The following is a 19,342-nucleotide window of genomic DNA, read 5'->3' as shown; positions in this document are numbered from 1 at the left end:
TGCGCGCACGCCACTCGAACGCGACGAGGGAGACGCCCGACCATGCCCGGCATCACCGGCAACGGCACTGTGACCCGCAGCACCCTGCGGCAGCAGATCGCCGACGCGCTCCGTGACGAGGTGCTGGCCGGGCGGCTCCAGCCGGGGCAGGCGTTCACCGTCAAGGAGATCGCCGAGCAGTACGGCGTGTCCGCGACCCCCGTCCGCGAGGCGCTGGTCGACCTGTCGGCGCAGGGGCTGCTCGACGCCGACCAGCACCGGGGCTTCCGGGTGCGCGAGTACTCCGCCGACGACTTCCGCGGCATGATCGAGGCCCGCAGTCTCGTCATCGACGGGATGTTCCACGCGCTGGCCACCGGCCGGCTGACGCATCTGCGGCCGGAGGAGCCCCGGATCGCGGCCGCCCTCGCCGGGGTGCGCCGACGCGGCGAGGAGGCCCAGCGCGCGGCCCTCGCCGGCGACCTCACCGTCCTCATCGGCTACGACCTGCGCTTCTGGCGCGAACTCACGTCCGTGTTCGGCAACCCGTACCTCACCGACTTCCTGCACCGGCTCCGCGTCCAGGGATGGGTGTACGCGGTGCAGCGGCTGCGGCGGCTGCCCGACCTCCGCGGGCGGCTGTGGTCGCAGCACACACCTCTCGTCGACGCGCTGGCGCGCCGTGACACCGACACCGCCCGTGCGATCGTCGAGGCGTACAACGCGCACTCGCTGGCCCTCGTCGAGGGCTGACGGCCGGCGGGGCGGGTAAACGACCCGCACCACGGCCCGCACGGGGGGAGCCGCCCGCCCCGGGCGCGGATACGCTTCCCTGACCGGGACGACCACCCGCCGCCCCGACGACTTCCGACGCCCGCGCGATACGAGGAGCCCTCTTTGGCCTGTGACCTGTGGCTGGTACCGCTCGTCGACGTGTTGTGCCACACGCCCGACAATCCGTTCGCCGAGGAACTCGCGCAGTACAACGCGGTGCTGGCCGAGGCGGGCCTGCCACCGGTGCCGGTGTACCAGTACATGCCGGGACTGACCGGTGAGGTGGCCCCGGTCGCGGGGTTCGACTACGACGCGCTGCACTTCCTGCGGCGCGTGTACCTGCTCCAGGTGTGCGGGCTCCCCGTCACGCCGGTGGACGAACTGGGCGGCGACTACGAGCAGTTGCTGGAGATGTTCGAGGCGACGGCCCAGCAGTCGCACCTGGTCTGGCACTACGACCACGCGGGCGCGTACGTCCCCGTCGACTTCCCCGTCCCGCTCTCCAGCGACGAACTCCTCGCCGGGGGCGGCCCCTTGGGCTCCTCCCACGCGCTGCTGCGCGAACTGGAGCTCGTCGCCCCGTCGATCGGCATCGACCCGGCCAACCCCCCGGCGGCACCGGAACCCCCGCGCGGCCCGACCGAACTCGAGGAGCCGGCGGTCCCGGCCCCGTACGACCCCAGCCCCTTCGCCCGCGAACGCCACGTCTGGCTGGGCCTGCACGCGGCGGCGACCCGGAGCCTGGCCCAGGGATCGATGATCGTCTTCAGCTGAGCGTCAGCCCAGCCGGGAGAGCCCCTTCTGCAGATCCTCGGCGTTCATGATCGGGGTCACCTCGACACGGGCGTTCATCTCGGTGAAGAACGGCTCGCCGTCCGGAGGCAGTTCGGAGCTGTCCGCCATGTCGAAGACCAGCAGCGCCGTACGCTGCCCGTCCACGGGCCCGAAGTACGCCGCTTCCGGCTGGAGCCGGTCGAGCGCCTCCTTCATCACCTCGGGCATCTTCCCACTGCGGATGAGCTCGTTCGTCTTCTCCGTGTCCATGGTCGCCTTGAGCAGCACGCGCATCGCACTCACCTTCTTCTGGTCGACGCACGCGGCGGTACGGCTTCAGGCTATGCCCGTTCCCCGGCACCCGCGCGGGCACCGGGGAACACGACCGACCGGCCGCGGTAGCGATCAGGCGATGCTGCCGGCGGCCCGGTCGGCGTCGGAGAAAAGGAGGGTTGACTCGGCGAGGATGTCCCGCCCTGCCTCGCTCTTGTAGATCTCGTCGACGCTGCCGAAGCGTGCTTCGGAGTAGTCGAGGTCCAGCAGCGCGGCGGCCTGCCGGACCGATGCCTCGTCGGGCCCCTCGATCTCCAGGAAGGTGGCAAGGCCGGGCCAGGTGTCGAAGTCGAAGGCGACCTCGCCCAAGCGCCACTCCTCACGGTAGTTCTCCTGGTAGCGCACCTCGGTGAGACCGACCCGGCGCAGGATGTCGGCCGTCGCGTGCAGGTCGGACACCTCGGTCTCGATCTCCTTGGTGCCGTCGATCGTCGTGGCGTCGGTGACCTGCTTGAGCGTGAGCGTCGACCGGGTGCCCTCGTCGCGGAGACGGATCCAGGCCCCGTCGTCGAGGGCATAGCAGAGCTGGGCGTGCAGCACCTCGGCCTCGGCGGGGCTGAGGCGCAGCACCGTGTCCGTGTCGAAGATCCCGTCCCGGCGCAGCCAGAGATCGATGGCGATGGTTCCGTCGTCCTGTCGGCGGACGGGCTTGCTGGGGATGCGGTCCACCTGCACCCGCGTGTTCGGCGTCGCGCTCATCAGGCCGTCGCCCCCAGGGCCACGGCGGGGGTGCCGACCCGGTGGCCGTGAATGACCCACGGCCCGATGTCGATCCCTTCCAGGGCGAGGACGAGGGCTGCGCGGCGTTCGGCCTGCCGCTGCCGCCGTTCGTGGGCGAGGAGATAGGGGCGGACGAGAGGACCGGTGTCGTCGAGCGGGGCGGTGGTGTCGGGACGTTTCGCCGTGCGGGATTTCGCCTTCGCCGGCAGCGCTTCACTCAGGGCGGGTACAGCGGCCCGCTGGACGAGCAGCCGCAGGCCGGAGAGGGTGCGCGGGGTCGCGTAGGCATGCCTCGGCCGGCCTTGCCGTCGGCGCCGACCCGTGGCGGGAAGGAGGTGGGTGAGGACCAGGGCGAGTGCCCGTTCGAGGGCATGCCGGATAGGCTTGGGCATGTTGACGCTCCTTTGCAGCGTTGACCTGCCCCGGGGTGGTCGCTCACCGCCGGGGCACTTCTGTGTGCTCGAAGTCCGCCCGACCGTCACGGAGTGACCATCGAGCACTACACACAGTACGCGCATGGTGATGTGTGAGACAACACGTTGCGCGAAGTCCGCGAAGTGGCATAGGCGAAAGGGCCAAGCCCGCAAGCACTACGACACGAAGCGGTCGAACTCACCCGCCTTGGCTCCTTGCAGGAAGGCCCGGAGCTTGCGGCGCGTCGTCCGCACCACCACGTCCGGGTCGTCTCCCTCCCGCAGGAAGATCCATCCGTCGTGTTCCGCTACCTCTATGCAACTCCCGGTGTCCGCCGAGAAGGACGACTTGCGCCAGTGAAGTTCCACCGGACCCCTGCCTCAGATCTCTTCCGCAACCTGCCGGATGAAGTTGAGCGACTCCCCTGCCTCCAGGGCGCGTTCACCCATCCGGTCGAGTACGGCACGGTAGTTCACCAAGTAGGTATCGGCATGCAGGAAGGCGACACCGGTGGGCACGTCGATCTGCACCGTGTCCAACTGCGGCACCGGGCCGCAGGCGTAGAGCGTCGAACTCCCCGCGTTGGCGAAGCCTCCGGCACCGAATGGCACCACACGCACGGCGACGTTGGGCCGTTCCGCCTGCTTGAGCAGGTGCTCGATCTGCCGTAGCAGGACGCCACGGTCCCCGAACCTCATCCGCAGCGCGGACTCGTGGACCAGGAACTCACAGGACGGCGGATCCGGGCGGTCGAGAATCTCCGCCCTTCTCAGCCGGAAGGCGACATGCTGCTCCAGGTCGGCGAGCGCCATGGCCGGGACCGCTTCCGCGAAGACGCCCCGCATGTAGTCGGGCAGTTGAAGCAGGCCCGGCATGTGCATGATCTGGGCGGAACGCAACGCCGCCGCGTGGTGCTCCATCTCCGCGATGTCCAACAGCCCGGCGGGCAGCAGGCCCCGGTACTCGTCCCACCAATGCGGCCCACGCTCCCGAGCCATCTCAGCAAGCGCATCGATGTATGCGGCGTCCGGACAGCGGTAGTTGGCGGCCCACACCCGGACCCGGTCGCTGCTCACCCCGGAACGGGCCGACTCCGTGTTGCTCACCGTCGTCCGGTCGGTACGGTGCACGGTGGCGGCCTCGTTGATCGTCATGCCGATGCGCTCACGCATGCTGCGCAATTCGGCTCCGAGGCGGCGCTGCCGTTCGGTGGACGGCTTTCTGACAGGCATGCGCCCCATCTTCCTACCTGACGGAGGAGGACGAGCCGGTCAGAGCAACTCGTCGAACTCACCGCCTTGTCCCAAGCAGGACGGCCGGGCGGATTCACCGCACCGGCCGTCCAGGAGATCTCCGGGTCCCCGGAGGGAGAACTCAGAGGAACGAGTTGATCTCGATCGTCTCGTCGCGGCCCGGGCCCACGCCGATCGCGGAGATCGGGGCGCCGGACATCTCCTCCAGGGCCTTGACGTACGCCTGGGCGTTCTTCGGGAGGTCGGAGAAGGACTTGGCGCCGGTGATGTCCTCGGACCAGCCGGGGAGCATCTCGTAGACGGGCTTCGCGTGGTGGAAGTCGGTCTGCGAGTACGGCAGCTCCTCGACGCGCTTGCCGTCGATCTCGTAGGCCACGCAGACCGGGATCTGCTCCCAGCCGGTGAGGACGTCGAGCTTGGTGAGGAAGAAGTCGGTGAGGCCGTTGACGCGGGTGGCGTAGCGGGCGATCACCGCGTCGAACCAGCCGCAGCGGCGGTCGCGGCCGGTGGTGACACCGCGTTCGCCGCCGATGCGGCGCAGCGCCTCGCCGTCCTCGTCGAACAGCTCCGTCGGGAACGGTCCGGCGCCGACACGGGTCGTGTACGCCTTGAGGATGCCGATGACGCGGCTGATCTTCGTCGGTCCCACACCCGCGCCCGTGCAGGCGCCGCCCGCGGTCGGGTTGGACGAGGTGACGAAGGGGTACGTGCCGTGGTCGATGTCGAGGAGCGTGCCCTGGCCGCCCTCGAAGAGGACCACCTTGTCGTCGTCGAGGGCCTGGTTCAGCACCAGCACCGTGTCGGTGACGTACGGGGCGAGCTTGTCCGCGTAGCCCAGCAGCTCCTCGACCACCTGGTCGACGGCGATCGCGCGCCGGTTGTAGAGCTTGGTGAGCATCTGGTTCTTGGCGTCGAGGGCCGCTTCGACCTTCTGGGTGAGGATCGACTCGTCGTACAGGTCCTGGACGCGGATGCCGACGCGGTTGATCTTGTCGGCGTAGGTCGGGCCGATGCCCCGGCCCGTGGTCCCGATCTTGCGCTTGCCGAGGAAGCGCTCGGTCACCTTGTCCACCGTCACGTTGTACGGCGTGATGATGTGAGCGTTTCCGCTGATCAGGAGCTTCGACGTGTCGACGCCGCGCTCGTTCAGACCGCTCAGCTCGGAGAGCAGGACCGACGGGTCGACGACGACGCCGTTGCCGATGACCGGCGTGCAGCCGGGGGACAGGATTCCCGAAGGGAGCAGGTGGAGGGCGTACTTCTGGTCGCCCACGACTACCGTGTGGCCGGCGTTGTTGCCGCCCTGGTAGCGCACCACATAGTCGACGGAGCCACCGAGCAGGTCCGTCGCCTTTCCCTTGCCTTCGTCACCCCACTGAGCACCGAGCAGCACAAGTGCGGGCACGCGCGTACACCCCTTCCGGGCGGGGCATGTCCAAGGTCAGGGGCGCACACGGAGGATCACCGCCGCGTGCACCGCGCGACCACCGTTGGCCGCCGACCGTCGGACCGGGTGCCCCGGAATAGACGAAGCCCCTGGCGCAACAGCGCAAGGGGCTCTTGCACAAAGATGCTACCCGAGGAAGCGAGGCAGGGCCGAGGTGGCGACTTCCAGGACCTTTTCCGCGACGTCCGATCAGCTCCTGGTAGTCGTCGATCCGGTCGCCCGGCGGGCGGACGGCGAGTCCGTGCGGATCGCGAAGGACGTGATCGGCGCGGGTGCGGCGGGCACGAAGGTGTGCCTGCCGAACGGACCGGAGGAGTTCGCGCGGGCGCTGGCCCGGCGCGGTGCGCGGCGGCCGGTGGTGGTGGGCGACGACCGGGCCCTGGTGCGGGCGGTGGAGCTGCTGCACCGGCAGCGGGAGCTGGCCGGATGCGCGCTGTCGCTGGTGCCGGTGGGGGGTGCGGTCGCCCTCGCCCGGTCGCTGGGCGTGCCGACGGGCACGGTGGCGGCCGCGCGGGCCGTGCTGGAGGGGGTGGAGCGGCGAATGGACCTGCTGGTGGACGACAGCGACGGGGTGGTGCTCGGCACGCTGCGGATCCCGCCGGCGGGGGGTGTGGCGAGGCTGCGGGAGGCGGACGGCGGGGTGGGCCGTCCGTGGCTGCGGACGTGCCGGTCGCTGGTACGGACCCTGGTGCCGGCGCTGCCGTCCGGGACCGTCTCCGCGCTCGAGTCGGGGCCAGCGCGGCTGCGGGTGGAGGTGGACGGGGAGACGCTCGTCGATCTGGGCCGGCCGGTGGAGGGCGTCTCCGTCGTACCCGGCGCCTCGGGGAGGGCCCGGGTCGAGGTACGTCCGGTGTCGGTGGGCGCGGAGGCGTCCCCGCTGCTGGCGGAGGGCCGGACCGTGACCGTGTCGGGCGCGCACTTCCGGTACCGGGCGGACGGGGCGGTCGCGGGGCCGGTACGGACGCGGACGTGGGTGGTACAGGAGGCGTCCCTGGGGCTGGTGCTGCCGGCGCGATAAGGGGTGGGCGTCAGGGGGCCTTGAACTCGGTGGTGTCCAGGACGCAGTCGAACGGCGCGGGGATCGACAGCTTCTCGCCGAAGGGCTTGGTGTCGCGGGACTCGTAGCCCTTGGCCGAAGGCATCGAGAAGACCGTGGCCTGTTCCTCCTGCATGTCGAGGAGCAGGTAGACGGGGACGCCCGCCTTTCCGTAGATCTCGACCTTGTCGGTCCGGTCCTCGTCCCGGGTGGAGGGCGAGGTCAACTCGGCGACAAAGGAGAGGGCTTCCCCATCCAGGTGATTGCTGGTACTCCGGCTCACCCTTCGATGCGCCGCGTGAATGTCGGGTCCGTAAGCGCGCTCGAGGCCTGGAAACAGGTAAAGGAAAGGACCGTAACTGATCCGGTGCCCCTCGGGGAGGTACGGCCGAAGCTGTTCACACACCAGCTCCATGACGTCGAGGTAGAACGCCTTCGACCACGGCGACACGACGATGTTCCCCCTGATGATCTCGGCCTGGAAGCCGTCGCGCAATTGCATGTCGTCGAGAAGGCCCAGCATCTCCTCGAAGCCGCCGAACTCGGTGCCGCTTATCGTCGGTCGCTCTGCCATGACTGTCATGATGCGCCCTCCCCGTGATGCGGACCAGCCACCACACAGCGTAGCGGACTGATCACTCCCTACCGAACCGCTCCTCCCGATACGTCCGCCAGCGCCCCATCATCGCCTCGACCTCCTTCTCCACGAACTCGAAGAAGGCCAGCGTCTCCGCCAGCCGCCGCCCCGCCGGGGTGTCCGGGCCCAGGTTGGCGACGCCTTCCCGGAGGCCGTCCTGCCAGCGGCGGATGACGGTCTCGCGGTTGGTGAGGGCCTCGTACCACTGGTCGCCGTGGACCCGGTACCGGTCGCGGCGGGAGCCGGGTTCGCGCTCGCGGGAGACCATGTGCTGCTGCGCGAGGTAGCGCACCGCGCCGGACACCGCGGCCGGTGAGATCCGGAGCCGTTCGCCCAGCTCGGCGGAGGTCAGGGCGCCCGTGTCGGAGGCGAGCAGGGCCGCGAAGACGCGGGCGGGCATGCGCGGGAGTCCGGCTTCCACCAGCTGTGCCGCGAAGTGCTCCACGAACCGCGAGACCGCCTCCGGATCCCGGGCCGTCCCGCTCGGTTCCGCCATGACCCGATCATCTCCCCTGCTCAGACGCCTTGGATCAAGTCTAGCCGTCGATTTATACGTTTCCTTAACTTCACAAATTTCTGAAACCAGCGTACGTTCCGGAGCATGACGAAGGCCATCACCGTGTCCGGTCTGCACAAGGCGTTCGGCCGGACCCGCGCACTGGACGGGCTCGACCTGAACGTCGAAACCGGCGAGGTCCACGGCTTCCTCGGCCCCAACGGCTCGGGGAAGTCCACCACCATCCGTGTCCTGCTCGGCCTGCTGCGCGCCGACTCGGGCGCCGCCCGGGTGCTCGGTCAGGACCCGTGGGCGGACGCCGTGGCACTCCACCGCCGTCTCGCCTACGTCCCCGGCGACGTGGAGCTCTGGCCGGGCCTCACCGGCGGCGAGGCCATCGACCTGCTGGCGCGGCTGCGCGGCGGCCTGGACAGGAAGCGGCGCGCCGAGCTCATCGAGCGCTTCGACCTGGATCCGACCAAGAAGGGCCGCGCCTACTCCAAGGGCAACCGGCAGAAGGTCGCCATCGTCGCCGCGCTCGCCTCCGACGCCGAACTGCTGCTCCTCGACGAGCCGACCGCGGGCCTCGACCCGCTGATGGAGGTCGTCTTCCAGGACGTCATCGGCGAGGCCAAGGCGGCGGGCCGGACCGTCCTGCTCTCCAGCCACATCCTGGCCCAGGTGGAGAAGCTCGCCGACCGCGTGAGCATCATCCGGCTGGGGCGCTGCGTGCAGTCCGGCACCCTCGGCGAACTGCGCCACCTGACGCGCACCACCATCGAGGTGGAGACCGAGCGGCCCGCGACCGGCCTGGACGCTCTGCCCGGCGTCCACGACCTGCGGACCGTCGACGAGGCCACCGGCAGGGTCCGTTTCGCCGTCGACGGCGGCCAGGTCGACGGCGCGGTCCGCAAGCTCACCGAGTTCGGCATCCGCAGCCTGATCAGCCATCCCCCGACGCTGGAGGAACTGATGCTGCGCCACTACGGCGACGAACTGGCCGCGAACGGGCACGCCACCGACGCCGACACCGACACCGGCACCGGCACCGGCACCGGGCAGGCCGCGGACGACGCGCACGCCACCGGCACCGCGCAGACCGCGGACGGAGAGCCGCGGTGACCGCCGCGACCGCCGCCCCCGGCACCCGGGCGCCCGCCCCACCGGTCGCCGGCGGCAACGCGCTGGCCGGGACCCGGACCCTGATCCGCTTCGCCCTGCGCCGCGACCGGGTCCGGCTCCCGGTGTGGATCCTGGCCCTGGCCCTCAGCACGCTCATGACGGCGAACAGCTTCACGACCCTGTACAAGGACCCGCAGGACCGGGCGAACGCGGTCGAGGGCGTGGACAGCCCGGCGGGCCTCGCCCTGTCCGGCCCCCGCCACTACCTCACCGACGACGGCTTCGGCTCCATCCTGAGCCACCAGATGCTCGGCTTCATGGCCGTCCTGGTCGGCCTCATGAGCGTACTGATCATCACCCGGCACACCCGCGCCGAGGAGGAGACCGGCCGCGCCGAGCTGGTGCGTTCGACCGTGGTGGGCCGCCACGCCCACCTCGCCGCCGCCCTGTCCGTCGCCGTCCTGGCCAACCTCGCCCTCGCCCTGCTGCTGGCCTTCGGCCTGGCCGGCCTCGGTGTGGAGGGCATGGACACGGCCGGCTCGCTGGTCTACGGCTTCGCCCACGCCGCCGCCGGTCTGGTCTTCGCCGCCGTCGCCGCGGTCACCGTCCAGGCCACCGCGCACACCCGTGGCGCCTCCGGCATGGCGCTCGCGGTCATCGGGGCCGCCTACGTGCTGCGCGCCGCCGGTGACAGCGGTGGGAGCGGCGCCCTGTCCTGGCTCTCCCCGATCGGCTGGGTGCAGCGCGCCTACCCGTACGTCGACAACCGCTGGTGGCCGCTGCTGCTGTGCCTGGTGTGCGCGGTGGCGTGCGCGGCGGCGGGTTTCCTGCTGTCCACCCGGCGGGACGTGGGCGCGGGCCTGCGTCCGGAGAAGCTGGGCAGCCCCACGGCCTCCGCCGTGCTCACCACCCCGGTCGGCTTCGCCCTGCGCCTGCACCGCGGCACGCTGGCCGGCTTCGGCGCGGGCCTGTTCCTGATGGGCGCGATGTACGGGTCGATCCTCGGCGACGCCGAGGAGATGCTGGAGGGCATCGACGAGGTCCAGGAGGCCCTGGAGCGCATCGGCGGGGCGGGCGTCGCCGAGTCCTTCGCCTCCATGGTGATGGTCGTCCTCGCCGTCGTCGCGGCGGTGTACGTCGTCATGGCGGCCCTGCGGCCCCGTTCCGAGGAGACGGCGGGCCGCGCCGAGCCGCTCCTCGCCACCGGCCTCTCGCGCACCCGCTGGGCCGGCGGCCACCTGGCCGTGGCCATGGGCGGCGGTACGGTCGTCCTGCTGCTGGCCGGGCTGGGGTTCGGCATCGCCGGCGCGGCCTCGACCGGGGACGGCTCGCTGCTCCCGAAGCTGGTGGGGGCGGCCCTCGCCCACGCGCCCGCCCTGTGGGTGACGGTCGGGGTGGCCGTGGTGCTCTTCGGCTGGTTCCCCCGGGCGAGCCAGGCGGCCTGGATCGTGCCGGTCTACGCCTTCGTGGTCGGCTATCTCGGCCAGATCCTCCAGTTCCCGGACTGGATGAACAACCTCTCCCCGTTCGGCCACGTCCCCCGGCTGCCCGCCGCGGACATGGACTGGCTCCCGCTGCTCCTGCTGTCCCTCGTCGCCGCCGGTCTGGTGTGGCTGGGCCTGGCGGGCTTCCGGCGACGGGACCTGGAGACGAAGTGAGCCGGGCGCGGCAGCGCGCCGCGCCCGGCGGGCTCAGACCTCGACCGCCAGCCCCTCCAGCCCCCGGATCACGAAGTTCGGCTTGCGCCTCGGCTCCGCTGCCAGGCGCAGCGTCGGGGCCTGCTGGAGCAACGCCGTCATGGACGCCGCCAGTTCGATACGGGCCAGCGGTGCGCCGATGCAGTAGTGGATGCCGGCGCTGAAGGAGATGTGCGGGTTGTCGCGGCGGGTGAGGTCCAGGCGGGACGGGTCGGTGAAGACGGCCGGGTCGTGGTTGGCGGAGCCGAAGAGCATCGCGATCTCCGCGCCGCGCGGGATCACCCGGCCGTCGATCTCGATCTCGTCGAGCACCCAGCGTTCGAAGAGCTGGAGCGGGGTGTCGTAGCGCATCAGCTCCTCCACGGCGGAGGGGACGAGGGAGTGGTCCGCGCGGAGGGCGGCGAGCTGGCCGGGGTGGCGGAACAGGGCCCACCAGCCGTTGACCGTGGAGTTCACGGTGGCCTCGTGGCCGGCGTTCAGCAGCAGGACGCAGGTGGAGATCATCTCCTGCTCGGTGAGCCGGTCGTCGTCCTCGTCGTGGGCGGCGATCAGCCCCGAGATCAGGTCGTCGCCGGGGTTCTTGCGGCGCTCGGCGATCAGCTCGCGCAGATACGCGGAGAACTCGACCGACGCCCGGACCGCCTTCGCCGCCGCCTCCCCGGACGGGTTCAGCTCGTACATCCCGCAGATGTCCGCCGACCAGGGACGCAAGGGGGCCCGGTCCGCCTCCGGGATGCCCAGCATCTCCGCGATCACCGCGACCGGCAGCGGCTCGGCGACGTCCGTGAGCAGATCGCCGCCGCCGGCCTCGACCAGCGCGGCCACCAGGTCGCCGGCCAGCCCTTCGACGTACGGCTTCAGCCGCTCCACCGTGCGCGGGGTGAAGGCCTTCGACACAAGGCGCCGGATGCGGGTGTGGTCCGGCGGCTCCAGGTCGAGCATGCCGTGGTCGTTGAGGGTGTGGAACGGCTCGTGCTCCGGCGGGGGCGGTGTGCGGCCGAACTCCTCGTGGGTGAAGCGGTGCCCGTACGTCCGTCCCAGGCGCCGGTCGCGCAGCAGGGCCGAGACGTCCGCGTGGTGGGCGACCAGCCACTGGTTCGTCGGCTCGAAGTACCGCACCCGGCCCGCTGCCCGCAGCTCGGCGTAGGCGGGGTACGGGTCGGCGACGAACGCGGGGTCCCACGGGTCGAAGGCGAGGTCGTCGAGGGCTGCCATGAACGGACGGTAGCCCGGAACCGGGCCTCTGACCAGGGGGTCAGCCGGGCGTGACCAGCCGTGCCTCGTAGGCGAAGACCGCCGCCTGGGTGCGGTCCCTGAGCCCCAGTTTCACCAGGATGCGGCTGACGTGCGTCTTGATCGTCGACTCGGCGACCACCAGCCGCCCGGCGATCTCCGAGTTGGACAGGCCCTGCGCGATCAGCACCAGCACCTCCGTCTCCCGCTCGGTCAGTTCCCCGTACGCCGCCTGCGCGGACGGCATCAGTTTGGGCGCCTCGGACAGCTTGGAGAACTCGGTGATCAGGCGTTTGGTCACCGTGGGGGCGAGCAGCGCCTCCCCGGACGCGACGACCCGCACCCCGTCGGCGAGCTGCCGGGCGGAGGCGTCCTTGAGCAGGAAGCCGGAGGCGCCCGCGCGCAGCGCCTGGTAGACGTACTCGTCGAGGTCGAAGGTGGTGAGCACGAGCACCTTGGACGGGCCGCCCGCGGCGACGATCTCCCGGGTCGCCTCGATGCCGTTCAGCTCCGGCATGCGGATGTCCATGAGGACGACGTCGGGGGCGAGTTCGCGGACCCGCTCGACCGCCTCCCGGCCGTTGACCGCCTCACCGGCGACCTCGATGTCGGGCATCGCGTTCAGCAGGACCGAGAAGCCCTCGCGCACCATCATCTGGTCGTCGGCGATCAGCACGCGGATGGTCATGCGTCACCTTCGTTCACCGTGGCGACCGGCAGGAACACGGCCACCTCGTAGCCGCCGTCGTCCGTCGCGCCGGCCGTCATCCCGCCGTTCAGCATGGTGACCCGTTCACGCATGCCGGTGATGCCGTGACCCGCTCCGGGGGAGGGTTTCACGAGGCTCGGCTCGGGCGCCGGGCCGTTGACCACGCGCACGCCGAGCCCGCCGAGGACGTACCCGATCTCCACGCGGGCGCTCGCGCCGGGTGCGTGGCGCAGGCTGTTGCTCAGCGCCTCCTGCACGATCCGGTACGCCGACAGCTCCACGCCCTGGGGCAGCTCCCGCACCGCGCCGGTCACCACCTTCTCCACCTCCAGCCCGGCGCCCCGCACGTTGACGAGCAGCGCGTCCAGGTCGGCGAGGGTGGGCTGCGGGGCGTCCGGCGCTTCGTAGTCCTCCGCGCGGACCACACCGAGGATGCGGCGCAGCTCGGTGAGGGCGGCGACCGCGTTCTCCCGGATGGTGGCGAAGGCCCGCTCCAGCTCCGGCGGCGGGTTCTCCACCCGGTACGGGGCGGCCTCGGCCTGGATGGCGACCACCGACATGTGGTGGGCGACCACATCGTGCAGCTCGCGCGCGATGGTGGTGCGCTCCTCCAGCGCCGTGCGCCGGGACCGCTCGTGCGCGGTGACCGTCTGCTGGGCGGTCACCTCCTGCTGGGCGATGTGCCGCACGTGCCAGAGGGAGACCACGAGCAGGGCGAAGGCGGACGTCACCATCATGGGCCCGCCGTTGGTGTAGTAGTACGACCCGCCGAGGACGACGTCCGCGACGAAGGCGTACAGCGCGGTCATGACCCACATCCAGACGGCGGTACGGGGCCGGGTGCGCAGGGCCACGACGACCAGCACCGCCAGGTGGCAGATGAACGCGCCGGGCATCCACGGCCAGTCCCAGCCGTCACCGTTGATGAGGGCGACCACCGGGGTCACGCCGAGGGACAGCCAGAACGCGCCGACCGGCCGGACCAGCGTCGCGAGCACCGGGAGCGCGCACAGCATGCCGGTGAACAGGGCCAGTACGTCACCGCCGGGCAGGCCGCCGCTCAGCGCGCCCGCGCTCAGGGCGAGCAGCGCGAACCCCGCCACCACCGCGTGCGGGAGGTGCCGCGCGCCCGCCCGCAGCCGCGCGGGCAGCCGGCGGACGAACGGGCCGTCCGTGTGCCGGGGCGGCAGCGGGCGGTAGGCGAAGGCGTCGTGGAACAGGTCCTGGCGCAGTCCCCGCAGGGAGTCCTGGGCCAGCCGGTACTCCGGGCTGCGGGTCCCGGTCCCGTCCCCCGCGCCGCGCGGGGCGCCCGGGGACTGCTGCTGGTGCGTCGTCTCGGTCACGCTCACACGGTAGGCCGACCGGGTGGCCCCGGTCGTCCCCGCTGAGACGGGTTCCGGGACGTCCGTCTCAGGTACTACGCAGGCCACGACCGGGGCACCTCCCGGTACCCGGGAAGACGGACCGCCCCCTCGGTCCGGGGGGCGGATCAGTATCCGGAAGGGCGGACCAGTCCGGACTCGTACGCGAACACCGCGGCCTGGGTGCGGTCCCTGAGGCCCAGTTTCACCAGGATGCGGCCCACGTGCGTCTTCACGGTCTGCTCGGCCACGACCAGCCGTACGGCTATCTCCGCGTTGGACAGGCCCTGCGCGATCAGCGCGAGCACCTCCGTCTCCCGCTCGGTCAGCTCACCGACGCGCCGCCGGAGCGAGGTGGTGCGGGGCCGGGGGTCCAGCCGGGAGAACTCGGCGATCAGCCGGCGGGTGATGCCCGGGGCGAGCAGGGCGTCACCGGCCGCCACCACCCGTACCGCCTCGGCGAGTTGGTCGGCGGAGGCGTCCTTCAGCAGAAAGCCGGACGCCCCGGCGCGCAGCGCCTCGTACACGTACTCGTCGAGGTCGAAAGTGGTCAGCACCAGGACCCTGATGTCCGGGGTCGCGGTGGTGATGCGGGCGGTGGCCTCGATACCGCCGAGTTCGGGCATCCGGATGTCCATCAGGACGACGTCCGGGGCGAGTTCGGCGGCCTTCGCGACCGCGTCGAGTCCGTCCACCGCCTGGCCGACCACCTCGATGTCGGGCTGCGTGTTGAGCAGCAGGGTGAAGCCCTGGCGGACCATCTGCTGGTCGTCGGCGATGAGTACGCGGATCATGCGGTGCCGTCCTGGTGGGGAAGTTCGGAAGCGGGCGGGGCGGAGACCGGGAGGTAGGCGTCGACCTTGTAGCCCCGGCCGGACCAGGGGCCCGTCGTCAGCCTGCCGCCCAGCATGACGGCCCGCTCCCGCATGCCGAGCAGTCCGTGCCCGGCCCCCGCGGACGGGGGCGCCTCCCGGTCGGGGCCGGTGTTGACGACCTGCACCCGCAGCCCTCGCGGGTCGTAGGCCAGGGTGACGTGGGCGGTCGCGCCGGGGGCGTGCCGCAGCACGTTGCTCAGCGCCTCCTGGACGATCCGGTACGCCGACAGCTCCACGCCGGGCGGCAGCGGGCGCCGCTCACCGGTGAGTTCGGTGGTGACGGTGAGCCCGGCGGCGCGGGTGTTCTCCACCAGCGACTCGATCCGGTCGAGGGTGGGCTGCGGGGCGTCGGCGCGTTCACCGGGGGCGGGGTGTTCCGAGCGCAGGACGTCCAGCACGCGGCGGAGTTCGGTGAGTGCCTCGACCGCGTTCTGGCGGATACCGGCGAGGTTCTCCTTGAGTTCGTCCGTCGGGTCCCGCACGAGGTGCGGGGCGACCTGGGCCTGGATGGAGATCACCGACATGTGGTGGGCCACCACGTCGTGCAGCTCACGCGCGATCCGGCTGCGCTCCTCCAGGAGGGTGCGGCGGGCGCGTTCCTCTGCGGTGAGCGTGGTCTGCCGGCCGAGTTCGGCACGGGCCTCGTGACGACCGCGCAGGGCGATACCGAGGACGACGGCGACGGCGAACAGCAGGACGGCGTTCTGGCCGGTGGGCGAGTAGTTCCACGCTCCCCAAAGGCCCTGGAGCACGTAGGTGAGCAGTCCCGTGAGAGCGATCGCCTCGACGGACACCCGGGTCGGCATGCGCAGGGCGAGCAGCAGCAGCACGAACAGGTGGGCCGCGGCCCCCCACGGGGTCCAGGGCCACGGGAAACCGTCGATCTGGCCGGCCATCAGCATGCGGCGCAGCAGGACGGCTCCCGCGAGCGTGGCGGTGAGCGACAGCCACAACGCCGGAACCGGACGCCGCAGCGCGAGGACGGCCGCACCGCTCTGTCCGACCGCGACCAGCACGGAGCCGCCCTGCGGGAGCCGCCCGTACCCCATGAGTTGGTTCAGGTTGCCGAGGAGGATGCCGAGCGCGGCCAGGCACACGAACCCGTGCGGCACCCAGCGCAGCCACACGGACGGGGGCATCGGGTCCACACGGACCGTCAACAGGTCGTTGCGCAGCACCCCCAGCCACCGCCGGACCAGCCCCGCCCCCTTGTCCGTCACGCGGTTCAGCTTAGACATGCCGTACGTCCTTCGCCGCCGGCCCGTGTTCGCGGACCACCCGGCTCCGTCCGCGACGCCGTCCGCCACCGCCCCGCTCCCAGGACCGGAACGCCGACCTGCAGACCGCGAGGGCGACGGCGAACACCGGCAGCCACACCAGCCGGGCGGCGACCCAGCCGAGGCCGTCGGGGACGGTGTGCAGGCCGGGCAGGCGGCCGGCGAGCAGGCCGGTGGCGGTGGTCGCCATCAGGGCGGTTTGGTGCCAGAGGAAGACCGTCATCGCGGAGAGGTTGACCAGCGTCACCGCCGCCCACGCGACGGGACGCCGCATCGCGCCGCGCAGCCGGTCCCGCAGCAGCAGCGCCGCCCCGCACTGGGCGAGGCCGAACGTGACGGCGGCCAGCGTCGGCGGATCGAGGTTGGAGACCCCGGCACCCGGCACGCCGACCATCGACGCCGGGTAGCCGGCCCAGGCGACGAGCGCGGCCGTGGCGGCCGTACCGGAGAGGAGAAGGACCCAGCCGGTCCTACGACGTTCCAGCTCACCGAGTGTCCAGGCCGCGCCCAGGGTGTACGGCACCAGCCAGCCGGCTGCCAGGTTCAGCCAGCCGAGCCGGTCGGGGGCGCCGAGGCCGAAGCGGAGCAGGTCGACGTGGAGGACGACGGCGAGGGGCCACAGCGGGTGGAGGCGGGTGAGGAGCGGGGTCGCGGCGGTGAGGGCGGCGAAGACCAGGAGGAACCAGAGCGGGGACAGGGCCAGCTTCACCAGGGTGCGGACGGTCCCGTACTCGGCCCCGGAGAGCAGCAGCGCGGCGGTGACGGTCGTCCACAGGGTGAGGACGGCGGCGACCGGTGCGAACAGCCGGGTCAGCCGGTCGCGCAGCCAGTGGTGGTACGGGACGCCGCGGGAGCGCGCCGAAACGTAACCGCGGGTCGCCACATGGCCGCCGACCAGGAAGAACACGGCGAGGGTCTGGAACGCCCAGGAGACGGGAGCCAGCCACGGCATGTGCTGGAGCGGGCTGGCGGTGTGCAGGGTGCGGCCGTCGGAGACGAGGGCGGTGACCAGCCAGTGGCCCAGGACCACACCGAGGATGGCGAGGGCGCGCAGGGCGTCGACAGCGCGGTCGCGGTGGGTGGGGGTGGCGGTGTCGAGCCGCGCGGCGCGCGTGCGTATCGCGGTGGTGAGGTGGCTCACGGGGTCACCGCCCGGGTCTGGCCGAGGACGATCCGGGTCAGGTTGGTCAGGGAGGTGGAGCGGGGGTCGAAGTAGTCGCTGTGGCCGCCGTCCCCGGCCGCGAAAACCCGGGCACCGAAGCCCGGGGAGACGGGGTCGGCGCCGAAGCCGATCGTGGTGCCGAAGAGGCCGGCGCTGAGATGGGGAACGCTCCCGACCCAGTCGTCGGCGCCGCGGGCGGCCCAGATCCTGGCCCGGGTGCGCAGCGCGGCGGCGGTGTCGACGCCGGTGCCGGGGCTGCCGAGGAGGACGATGTCGTCGGCGTCGAGGCCGGGTGCCGCCTCGGCGCAGACGACAGAGCCGTAGGAGTGGCAGAGGAGGGAGACGCGGGCCTGCCGTCCGGCGACGGCACGCAGGTCGCGTACGGCGTCCCGGAGTCCGGGAGCCGCTTCCTCCGCCCGCCCCGTGGTGGCGACGGCGGTGCTGACGGTGCCGGGCGTCTCGTAACCGAGCCAGGCCACGACGGCCGTACGCGTACCAAGGCGTTCGTGCAGGGCGAGGGCGGCGGCACGGAACCGGCCGTAGGTGTCGAGTCCGGTGTCGGAGCCGGGCACGAGAACGGCGACGCGGTCGGCTCGCGGGAGGTCACCGAACACCTCGGTGACCAGCCCGTCCCCCCGCCCGTCGAAGTACAGCAACTGCCGCCCGGCCAGGGCCCGGTCGACCGACGCTCGCTTCCGGTCCCCGTACGCGTCGGCCATACGGGCCGCTTCCAGGGCGTTGGCCCGGTGGGCCGCGTAGGTCGCGTCGAGGGTCGTCGCGGTGGGCGCCGCGAGCTCGGCGGGCCCCGGTGCGGGGACCCGCGGCCGGGCCGCCCCGGCGAGCGGTACGGCGACGGCCCCCGCCACGACCAGCGCGAGCACTCCACGCCACCACCGCCCGGCCCGTACCGACACCGGTGCCCCCGTGCCCCCCGCCCCACGCCGGCTCCTCATCGCCACCCTCCTCGCCGGCCCGCCCACCGGGCCCGTCGGTAAGGGAAGTTACGGATCACCGCACGTGACCCGCGTCCCGCCGGGGAACTCAGCCGCGAGGTGGCTCTCAGGTATTACGGGTATGACGGGAGCCCCCGCCCGGGTGGCTCACCAGGCCAGTTGGGCGATCTCCTCCGCGACCACCGCGCAGGCGTCCGCCGCCGGGTCGATCAGGGGGAAGTGGCCGACGTCCTCCAGGAGGGTCATCCCCACCACCTCGCCCGCCTGCGCCGCCGCCTCCGCGTACGACTCGGCGACCGCCTGGGGGACGTCGAGGTCGGTGCGTCCCTGCACCAGGGTGGTGGCGATGCCGGTGGGGAGCAGGAGGGCGGGGTCGGCGTGGGGGCGGCGTTCGGCGAAGTGGTCGTCTCCGCCGAGGAGTTGCCGGGCCGCTTCGCCGCAGACGCCGAGCTTGCCGGCGACCGCGAAGTCCGCGACCGGGGCGAGGGCGACGACGCCCCGCAGTGGCGCGGGGGCGGCGGTGCGCCAGGGGGAGCCGGCCGGGAGGACGTGCCGCGCGGCGGCCCACAGGGCCAGGTGCCCGCCCGCCGAGTGCCCCGTGAGGACGGTCCGCCGCGGGTCGGCCCGCGGCAGGTGCCGGCGTATCAGCGCGGGCAGCGCGTCCATCGCGGCGGCGACGTCGTCGAAGGTGTCCGGCCACCGCCCGGCGACCGCGGGGTCGCCGCCCGCGTCCCCGCGCCGGTACTCGACGCTGGCCACGGCGAAGCCCCGCCCGGCGAGGAACGCCGCGAACGGGCTGATGTGGCGCCTGTCGTACGGTGCCCGCCAGGCGCCGCCGTGCAGGACCACGACCACGGGCGCGGGCCCGCCCGCCCCGCGCGGGACGTGGAAGTCGATCAGCTGGTCCGGGTCGTCGCCGTAGGCCGCCGTGGCATCGGGTTCCACGGGTGTGTGGGAGAGGGCCGACTCCTCCTCGGCTGCGGCCCGGGCGGCTGCGACGTCGTCCGTCATGCTCAACCTCTCAGCGATACAACGTAGGTGACGGTCCGACGGGACTCGCGCGGCCGTTTGGCCGGGACGGTATCAGGGC

The 19,342-nt window shown here is 72.2% G+C and carries 21 protein-coding genes; 5 read left to right on the top strand and 16 right to left on the bottom strand.

What is annotated here, in order from left to right:
• Nucleotides 1-42: 42 nt before the first annotated feature.
• Together ACZ434_RS31805 and ACZ434_RS31800 are read left to right on the top strand one after the other, a co-directional pair.
• Nucleotides 43-732 carry a GntR family transcriptional regulator gene (locus ACZ434_RS31805; RefSeq protein ID WP_468462034.1) on the top strand — a complete coding sequence of 230 codons (690 nt, stop codon included), beginning with the start codon at nucleotides 43-45 and terminating at the stop codon, nucleotides 730-732.
• 144 nt (nucleotides 733-876) lie between these two features.
• Nucleotides 877-1,527: a hypothetical protein gene (locus ACZ434_RS31800; protein ID WP_468462032.1), complete on the top strand. Its 651-nt coding sequence runs from the start codon at nucleotides 877-879 to the stop codon at nucleotides 1,525-1,527.
• Nucleotides 1,528-1,530: 3 nt separating this feature from the next.
• On the opposite strand, the gene ACZ434_RS31795 is transcribed toward ACZ434_RS31800, so the two are convergent.
• From ACZ434_RS31795 to ACZ434_RS31770, 6 genes are all read right to left on the bottom strand, one after another.
• The gene (locus tag ACZ434_RS31795; protein ID WP_468462030.1) at nucleotides 1,531-1,821 is read right to left on the bottom strand and encodes a hypothetical protein; all 291 of its coding nucleotides are present in this window, start codon (nucleotides 1,819-1,821) and stop codon (nucleotides 1,531-1,533) included.
• Between the two features lie 111 nt (nucleotides 1,822-1,932).
• Complete coding sequence (locus ACZ434_RS31790) at nucleotides 1,933-2,559, bottom strand: CYTH domain-containing protein (protein WP_468462028.1); 627 nt, start codon at nucleotides 2,557-2,559, stop codon at nucleotides 1,933-1,935.
• Nucleotides 2,559-2,972, bottom strand: a complete 414-nt coding sequence (locus ACZ434_RS31785) for a hypothetical protein (RefSeq protein WP_468462026.1) — start codon at nucleotides 2,970-2,972, stop codon at nucleotides 2,559-2,561. Before ACZ434_RS31785 ends, ACZ434_RS31790 begins: the two co-directional genes overlap by 1 nt.
• 198 nt (nucleotides 2,973-3,170) lie before the next feature.
• Entirely contained in the window at nucleotides 3,171-3,362 is a 192-nt protein-coding gene (locus tag ACZ434_RS31780) for a DUF397 domain-containing protein (protein ID WP_468462024.1), read from the bottom strand.
• A gap of 12 nt (nucleotides 3,363-3,374) precedes the next feature.
• A complete protein-coding gene (locus ACZ434_RS31775; protein ID WP_468462022.1) occupies nucleotides 3,375-4,226 on the bottom strand; it encodes a helix-turn-helix domain-containing protein in 852 nt (283 codons plus the stop codon).
• Nucleotides 4,227-4,368: 142 nt separating this feature from the next.
• Nucleotides 4,369-5,652, bottom strand: a complete 1,284-nt coding sequence (locus ACZ434_RS31770; RefSeq protein WP_468462020.1) for an adenylosuccinate synthase — start codon at nucleotides 5,650-5,652, stop codon at nucleotides 4,369-4,371.
• A gap of 196 nt (nucleotides 5,653-5,848) precedes the next feature.
• Between ACZ434_RS31770 and ACZ434_RS31765 the strand changes: the two genes are divergently transcribed.
• Nucleotides 5,849-6,712 carry a diacylglycerol kinase family protein gene (locus ACZ434_RS31765; RefSeq protein ID WP_468462018.1) on the top strand — a complete coding sequence of 288 codons (864 nt, stop codon included), beginning with the start codon at nucleotides 5,849-5,851 and terminating at the stop codon, nucleotides 6,710-6,712.
• A gap of 10 nt (nucleotides 6,713-6,722) precedes the next feature.
• On the opposite strand, the gene ACZ434_RS31760 is transcribed toward ACZ434_RS31765, so the two are convergent.
• Both ACZ434_RS31760 and ACZ434_RS31755 read right to left on the bottom strand, forming a co-directional pair.
• Entirely contained in the window at nucleotides 6,723-7,313 is a 591-nt protein-coding gene (locus ACZ434_RS31760; protein WP_468462016.1) for a Uma2 family endonuclease, read from the bottom strand.
• 52 nt (nucleotides 7,314-7,365) lie between these two features.
• Nucleotides 7,366-7,863, bottom strand: coding sequence for a GbsR/MarR family transcriptional regulator (locus ACZ434_RS31755; protein ID WP_468462013.1), 498 nt, complete (start codon nucleotides 7,861-7,863; stop codon nucleotides 7,366-7,368).
• Between the two features lie 105 nt (nucleotides 7,864-7,968).
• On the opposite strand from ACZ434_RS31755, the gene ACZ434_RS31750 reads away from it, so the two are divergent.
• A complete protein-coding gene (locus ACZ434_RS31750) occupies nucleotides 7,969-8,985 on the top strand; it encodes an ABC transporter ATP-binding protein (RefSeq protein WP_468462011.1) in 1,017 nt (338 codons plus the stop codon).
• Nucleotides 8,982-10,643 (top strand): ABC transporter permease, encoded by a 1,662-nt coding sequence (locus ACZ434_RS31745; protein ID WP_468462009.1) that lies wholly within the window; start codon nucleotides 8,982-8,984, stop codon nucleotides 10,641-10,643. The genes ACZ434_RS31750 and ACZ434_RS31745 overlap by 4 nt, the downstream gene beginning before the upstream one ends.
• Nucleotides 10,644-10,676: 33 nt before the next feature.
• Here the strand turns inward: ACZ434_RS31745 and ACZ434_RS31740 are convergent, their stop codons facing one another.
• From ACZ434_RS31740 to ACZ434_RS31705, 8 genes are all read right to left on the bottom strand, one after another.
• A complete protein-coding gene (locus ACZ434_RS31740; protein ID WP_468462007.1) occupies nucleotides 10,677-11,897 on the bottom strand; it encodes a cytochrome P450 in 1,221 nt (406 codons plus the stop codon).
• A gap of 40 nt (nucleotides 11,898-11,937) precedes the next feature.
• Nucleotides 11,938-12,603, bottom strand: coding sequence for a response regulator (locus ACZ434_RS31735; RefSeq protein ID WP_468462005.1), 666 nt, complete (start codon nucleotides 12,601-12,603; stop codon nucleotides 11,938-11,940).
• On the bottom strand, nucleotides 12,600-14,054 hold the full coding sequence (locus ACZ434_RS31730; RefSeq protein ID WP_468462003.1) for a sensor histidine kinase: 1,455 nt from the start codon (nucleotides 14,052-14,054) through the stop codon (nucleotides 12,600-12,602). Before ACZ434_RS31730 ends, ACZ434_RS31735 begins: the two co-directional genes overlap by 4 nt.
• 59 nt (nucleotides 14,055-14,113) lie before the next feature.
• Nucleotides 14,114-14,779 carry a response regulator gene (locus ACZ434_RS31725; RefSeq protein ID WP_468462001.1) on the bottom strand — a complete coding sequence of 222 codons (666 nt, stop codon included), beginning with the start codon at nucleotides 14,777-14,779 and terminating at the stop codon, nucleotides 14,114-14,116.
• Nucleotides 14,776-16,098, bottom strand: a complete 1,323-nt coding sequence (locus ACZ434_RS31720; RefSeq protein ID WP_468461999.1) for a sensor histidine kinase — start codon at nucleotides 16,096-16,098, stop codon at nucleotides 14,776-14,778. The genes ACZ434_RS31725 and ACZ434_RS31720 overlap by 4 nt, the downstream gene beginning before the upstream one ends.
• Nucleotides 16,091-17,278 carry an acyltransferase family protein gene (locus ACZ434_RS31715; protein ID WP_468461997.1) on the bottom strand — a complete coding sequence of 396 codons (1,188 nt, stop codon included), beginning with the start codon at nucleotides 17,276-17,278 and terminating at the stop codon, nucleotides 16,091-16,093. The genes ACZ434_RS31720 and ACZ434_RS31715 overlap by 8 nt, the downstream gene beginning before the upstream one ends.
• On the bottom strand, nucleotides 17,275-18,252 hold the full coding sequence (locus tag ACZ434_RS31710) for an alpha/beta hydrolase (protein ID WP_468461995.1): 978 nt from the start codon (nucleotides 18,250-18,252) through the stop codon (nucleotides 17,275-17,277). Before ACZ434_RS31710 ends, ACZ434_RS31715 begins: the two co-directional genes overlap by 4 nt.
• Nucleotides 18,253-18,399: 147 nt before the next feature.
• Nucleotides 18,400-19,263, bottom strand: coding sequence for an alpha/beta hydrolase (locus tag ACZ434_RS31705; protein WP_468461993.1), 864 nt, complete (start codon nucleotides 19,261-19,263; stop codon nucleotides 18,400-18,402).
• Nucleotides 19,264-19,342: the final 79 nt, after the last annotated feature.

Source organism: Streptomyces sp. NPDC030893 (assembly GCF_055571535.1).
Note: the sequence above shows the minus strand (reverse complement) of the source record. Positions and strands in the feature narration are given on the sequence as shown.

Coding starts and splice junctions, on each gene's coding strand:
- ACZ434_RS31805 (WP_468462034.1), top strand. CDS start 43: ATGCCCGGCATCACCGGCAACGGCACTGTGACCCGCAGCACCCTGCGG.
- ACZ434_RS31795 (WP_468462030.1), bottom strand. CDS start 1,821: ATGCGCGTGCTGCTCAAGGCGACCATGGACACGGAGAAGACGAACGAG.
- ACZ434_RS31790 (WP_468462028.1), bottom strand. CDS start 2,559: ATGAGCGCGACGCCGAACACGCGGGTGCAGGTGGACCGCATCCCCAGC.
- ACZ434_RS31785 (WP_468462026.1), bottom strand. CDS start 2,972: ATGCCCAAGCCTATCCGGCATGCCCTCGAACGGGCACTCGCCCTGGTC.
- ACZ434_RS31775 (WP_468462022.1), bottom strand. CDS start 4,226: ATGCCTGTCAGAAAGCCGTCCACCGAACGGCAGCGCCGCCTCGGAGCC.
- ACZ434_RS31760 (WP_468462016.1), bottom strand. CDS start 7,313: ATGACAGTCATGGCAGAGCGACCGACGATAAGCGGCACCGAGTTCGGC.
- ACZ434_RS31755 (WP_468462013.1), bottom strand. CDS start 7,863: ATGGCGGAACCGAGCGGGACGGCCCGGGATCCGGAGGCGGTCTCGCGG.
- ACZ434_RS31750 (WP_468462011.1), top strand. CDS start 7,969: ATGACGAAGGCCATCACCGTGTCCGGTCTGCACAAGGCGTTCGGCCGG.
- ACZ434_RS31740 (WP_468462007.1), bottom strand. CDS start 11,897: ATGGCAGCCCTCGACGACCTCGCCTTCGACCCGTGGGACCCCGCGTTC.
- ACZ434_RS31735 (WP_468462005.1), bottom strand. CDS start 12,603: ATGACCATCCGCGTGCTGATCGCCGACGACCAGATGATGGTGCGCGAG.
- ACZ434_RS31725 (WP_468462001.1), bottom strand. CDS start 14,779: ATGATCCGCGTACTCATCGCCGACGACCAGCAGATGGTCCGCCAGGGC.
- ACZ434_RS31720 (WP_468461999.1), bottom strand. CDS start 16,098: ATGTCTAAGCTGAACCGCGTGACGGACAAGGGGGCGGGGCTGGTCCGG.
- ACZ434_RS31710 (WP_468461995.1), bottom strand. CDS start 18,252: ATGAGGAGCCGGCGTGGGGCGGGGGGCACGGGGGCACCGGTGTCGGTA.
- ACZ434_RS31705 (WP_468461993.1), bottom strand. CDS start 19,263: ATGACGGACGACGTCGCAGCCGCCCGGGCCGCAGCCGAGGAGGAGTCG.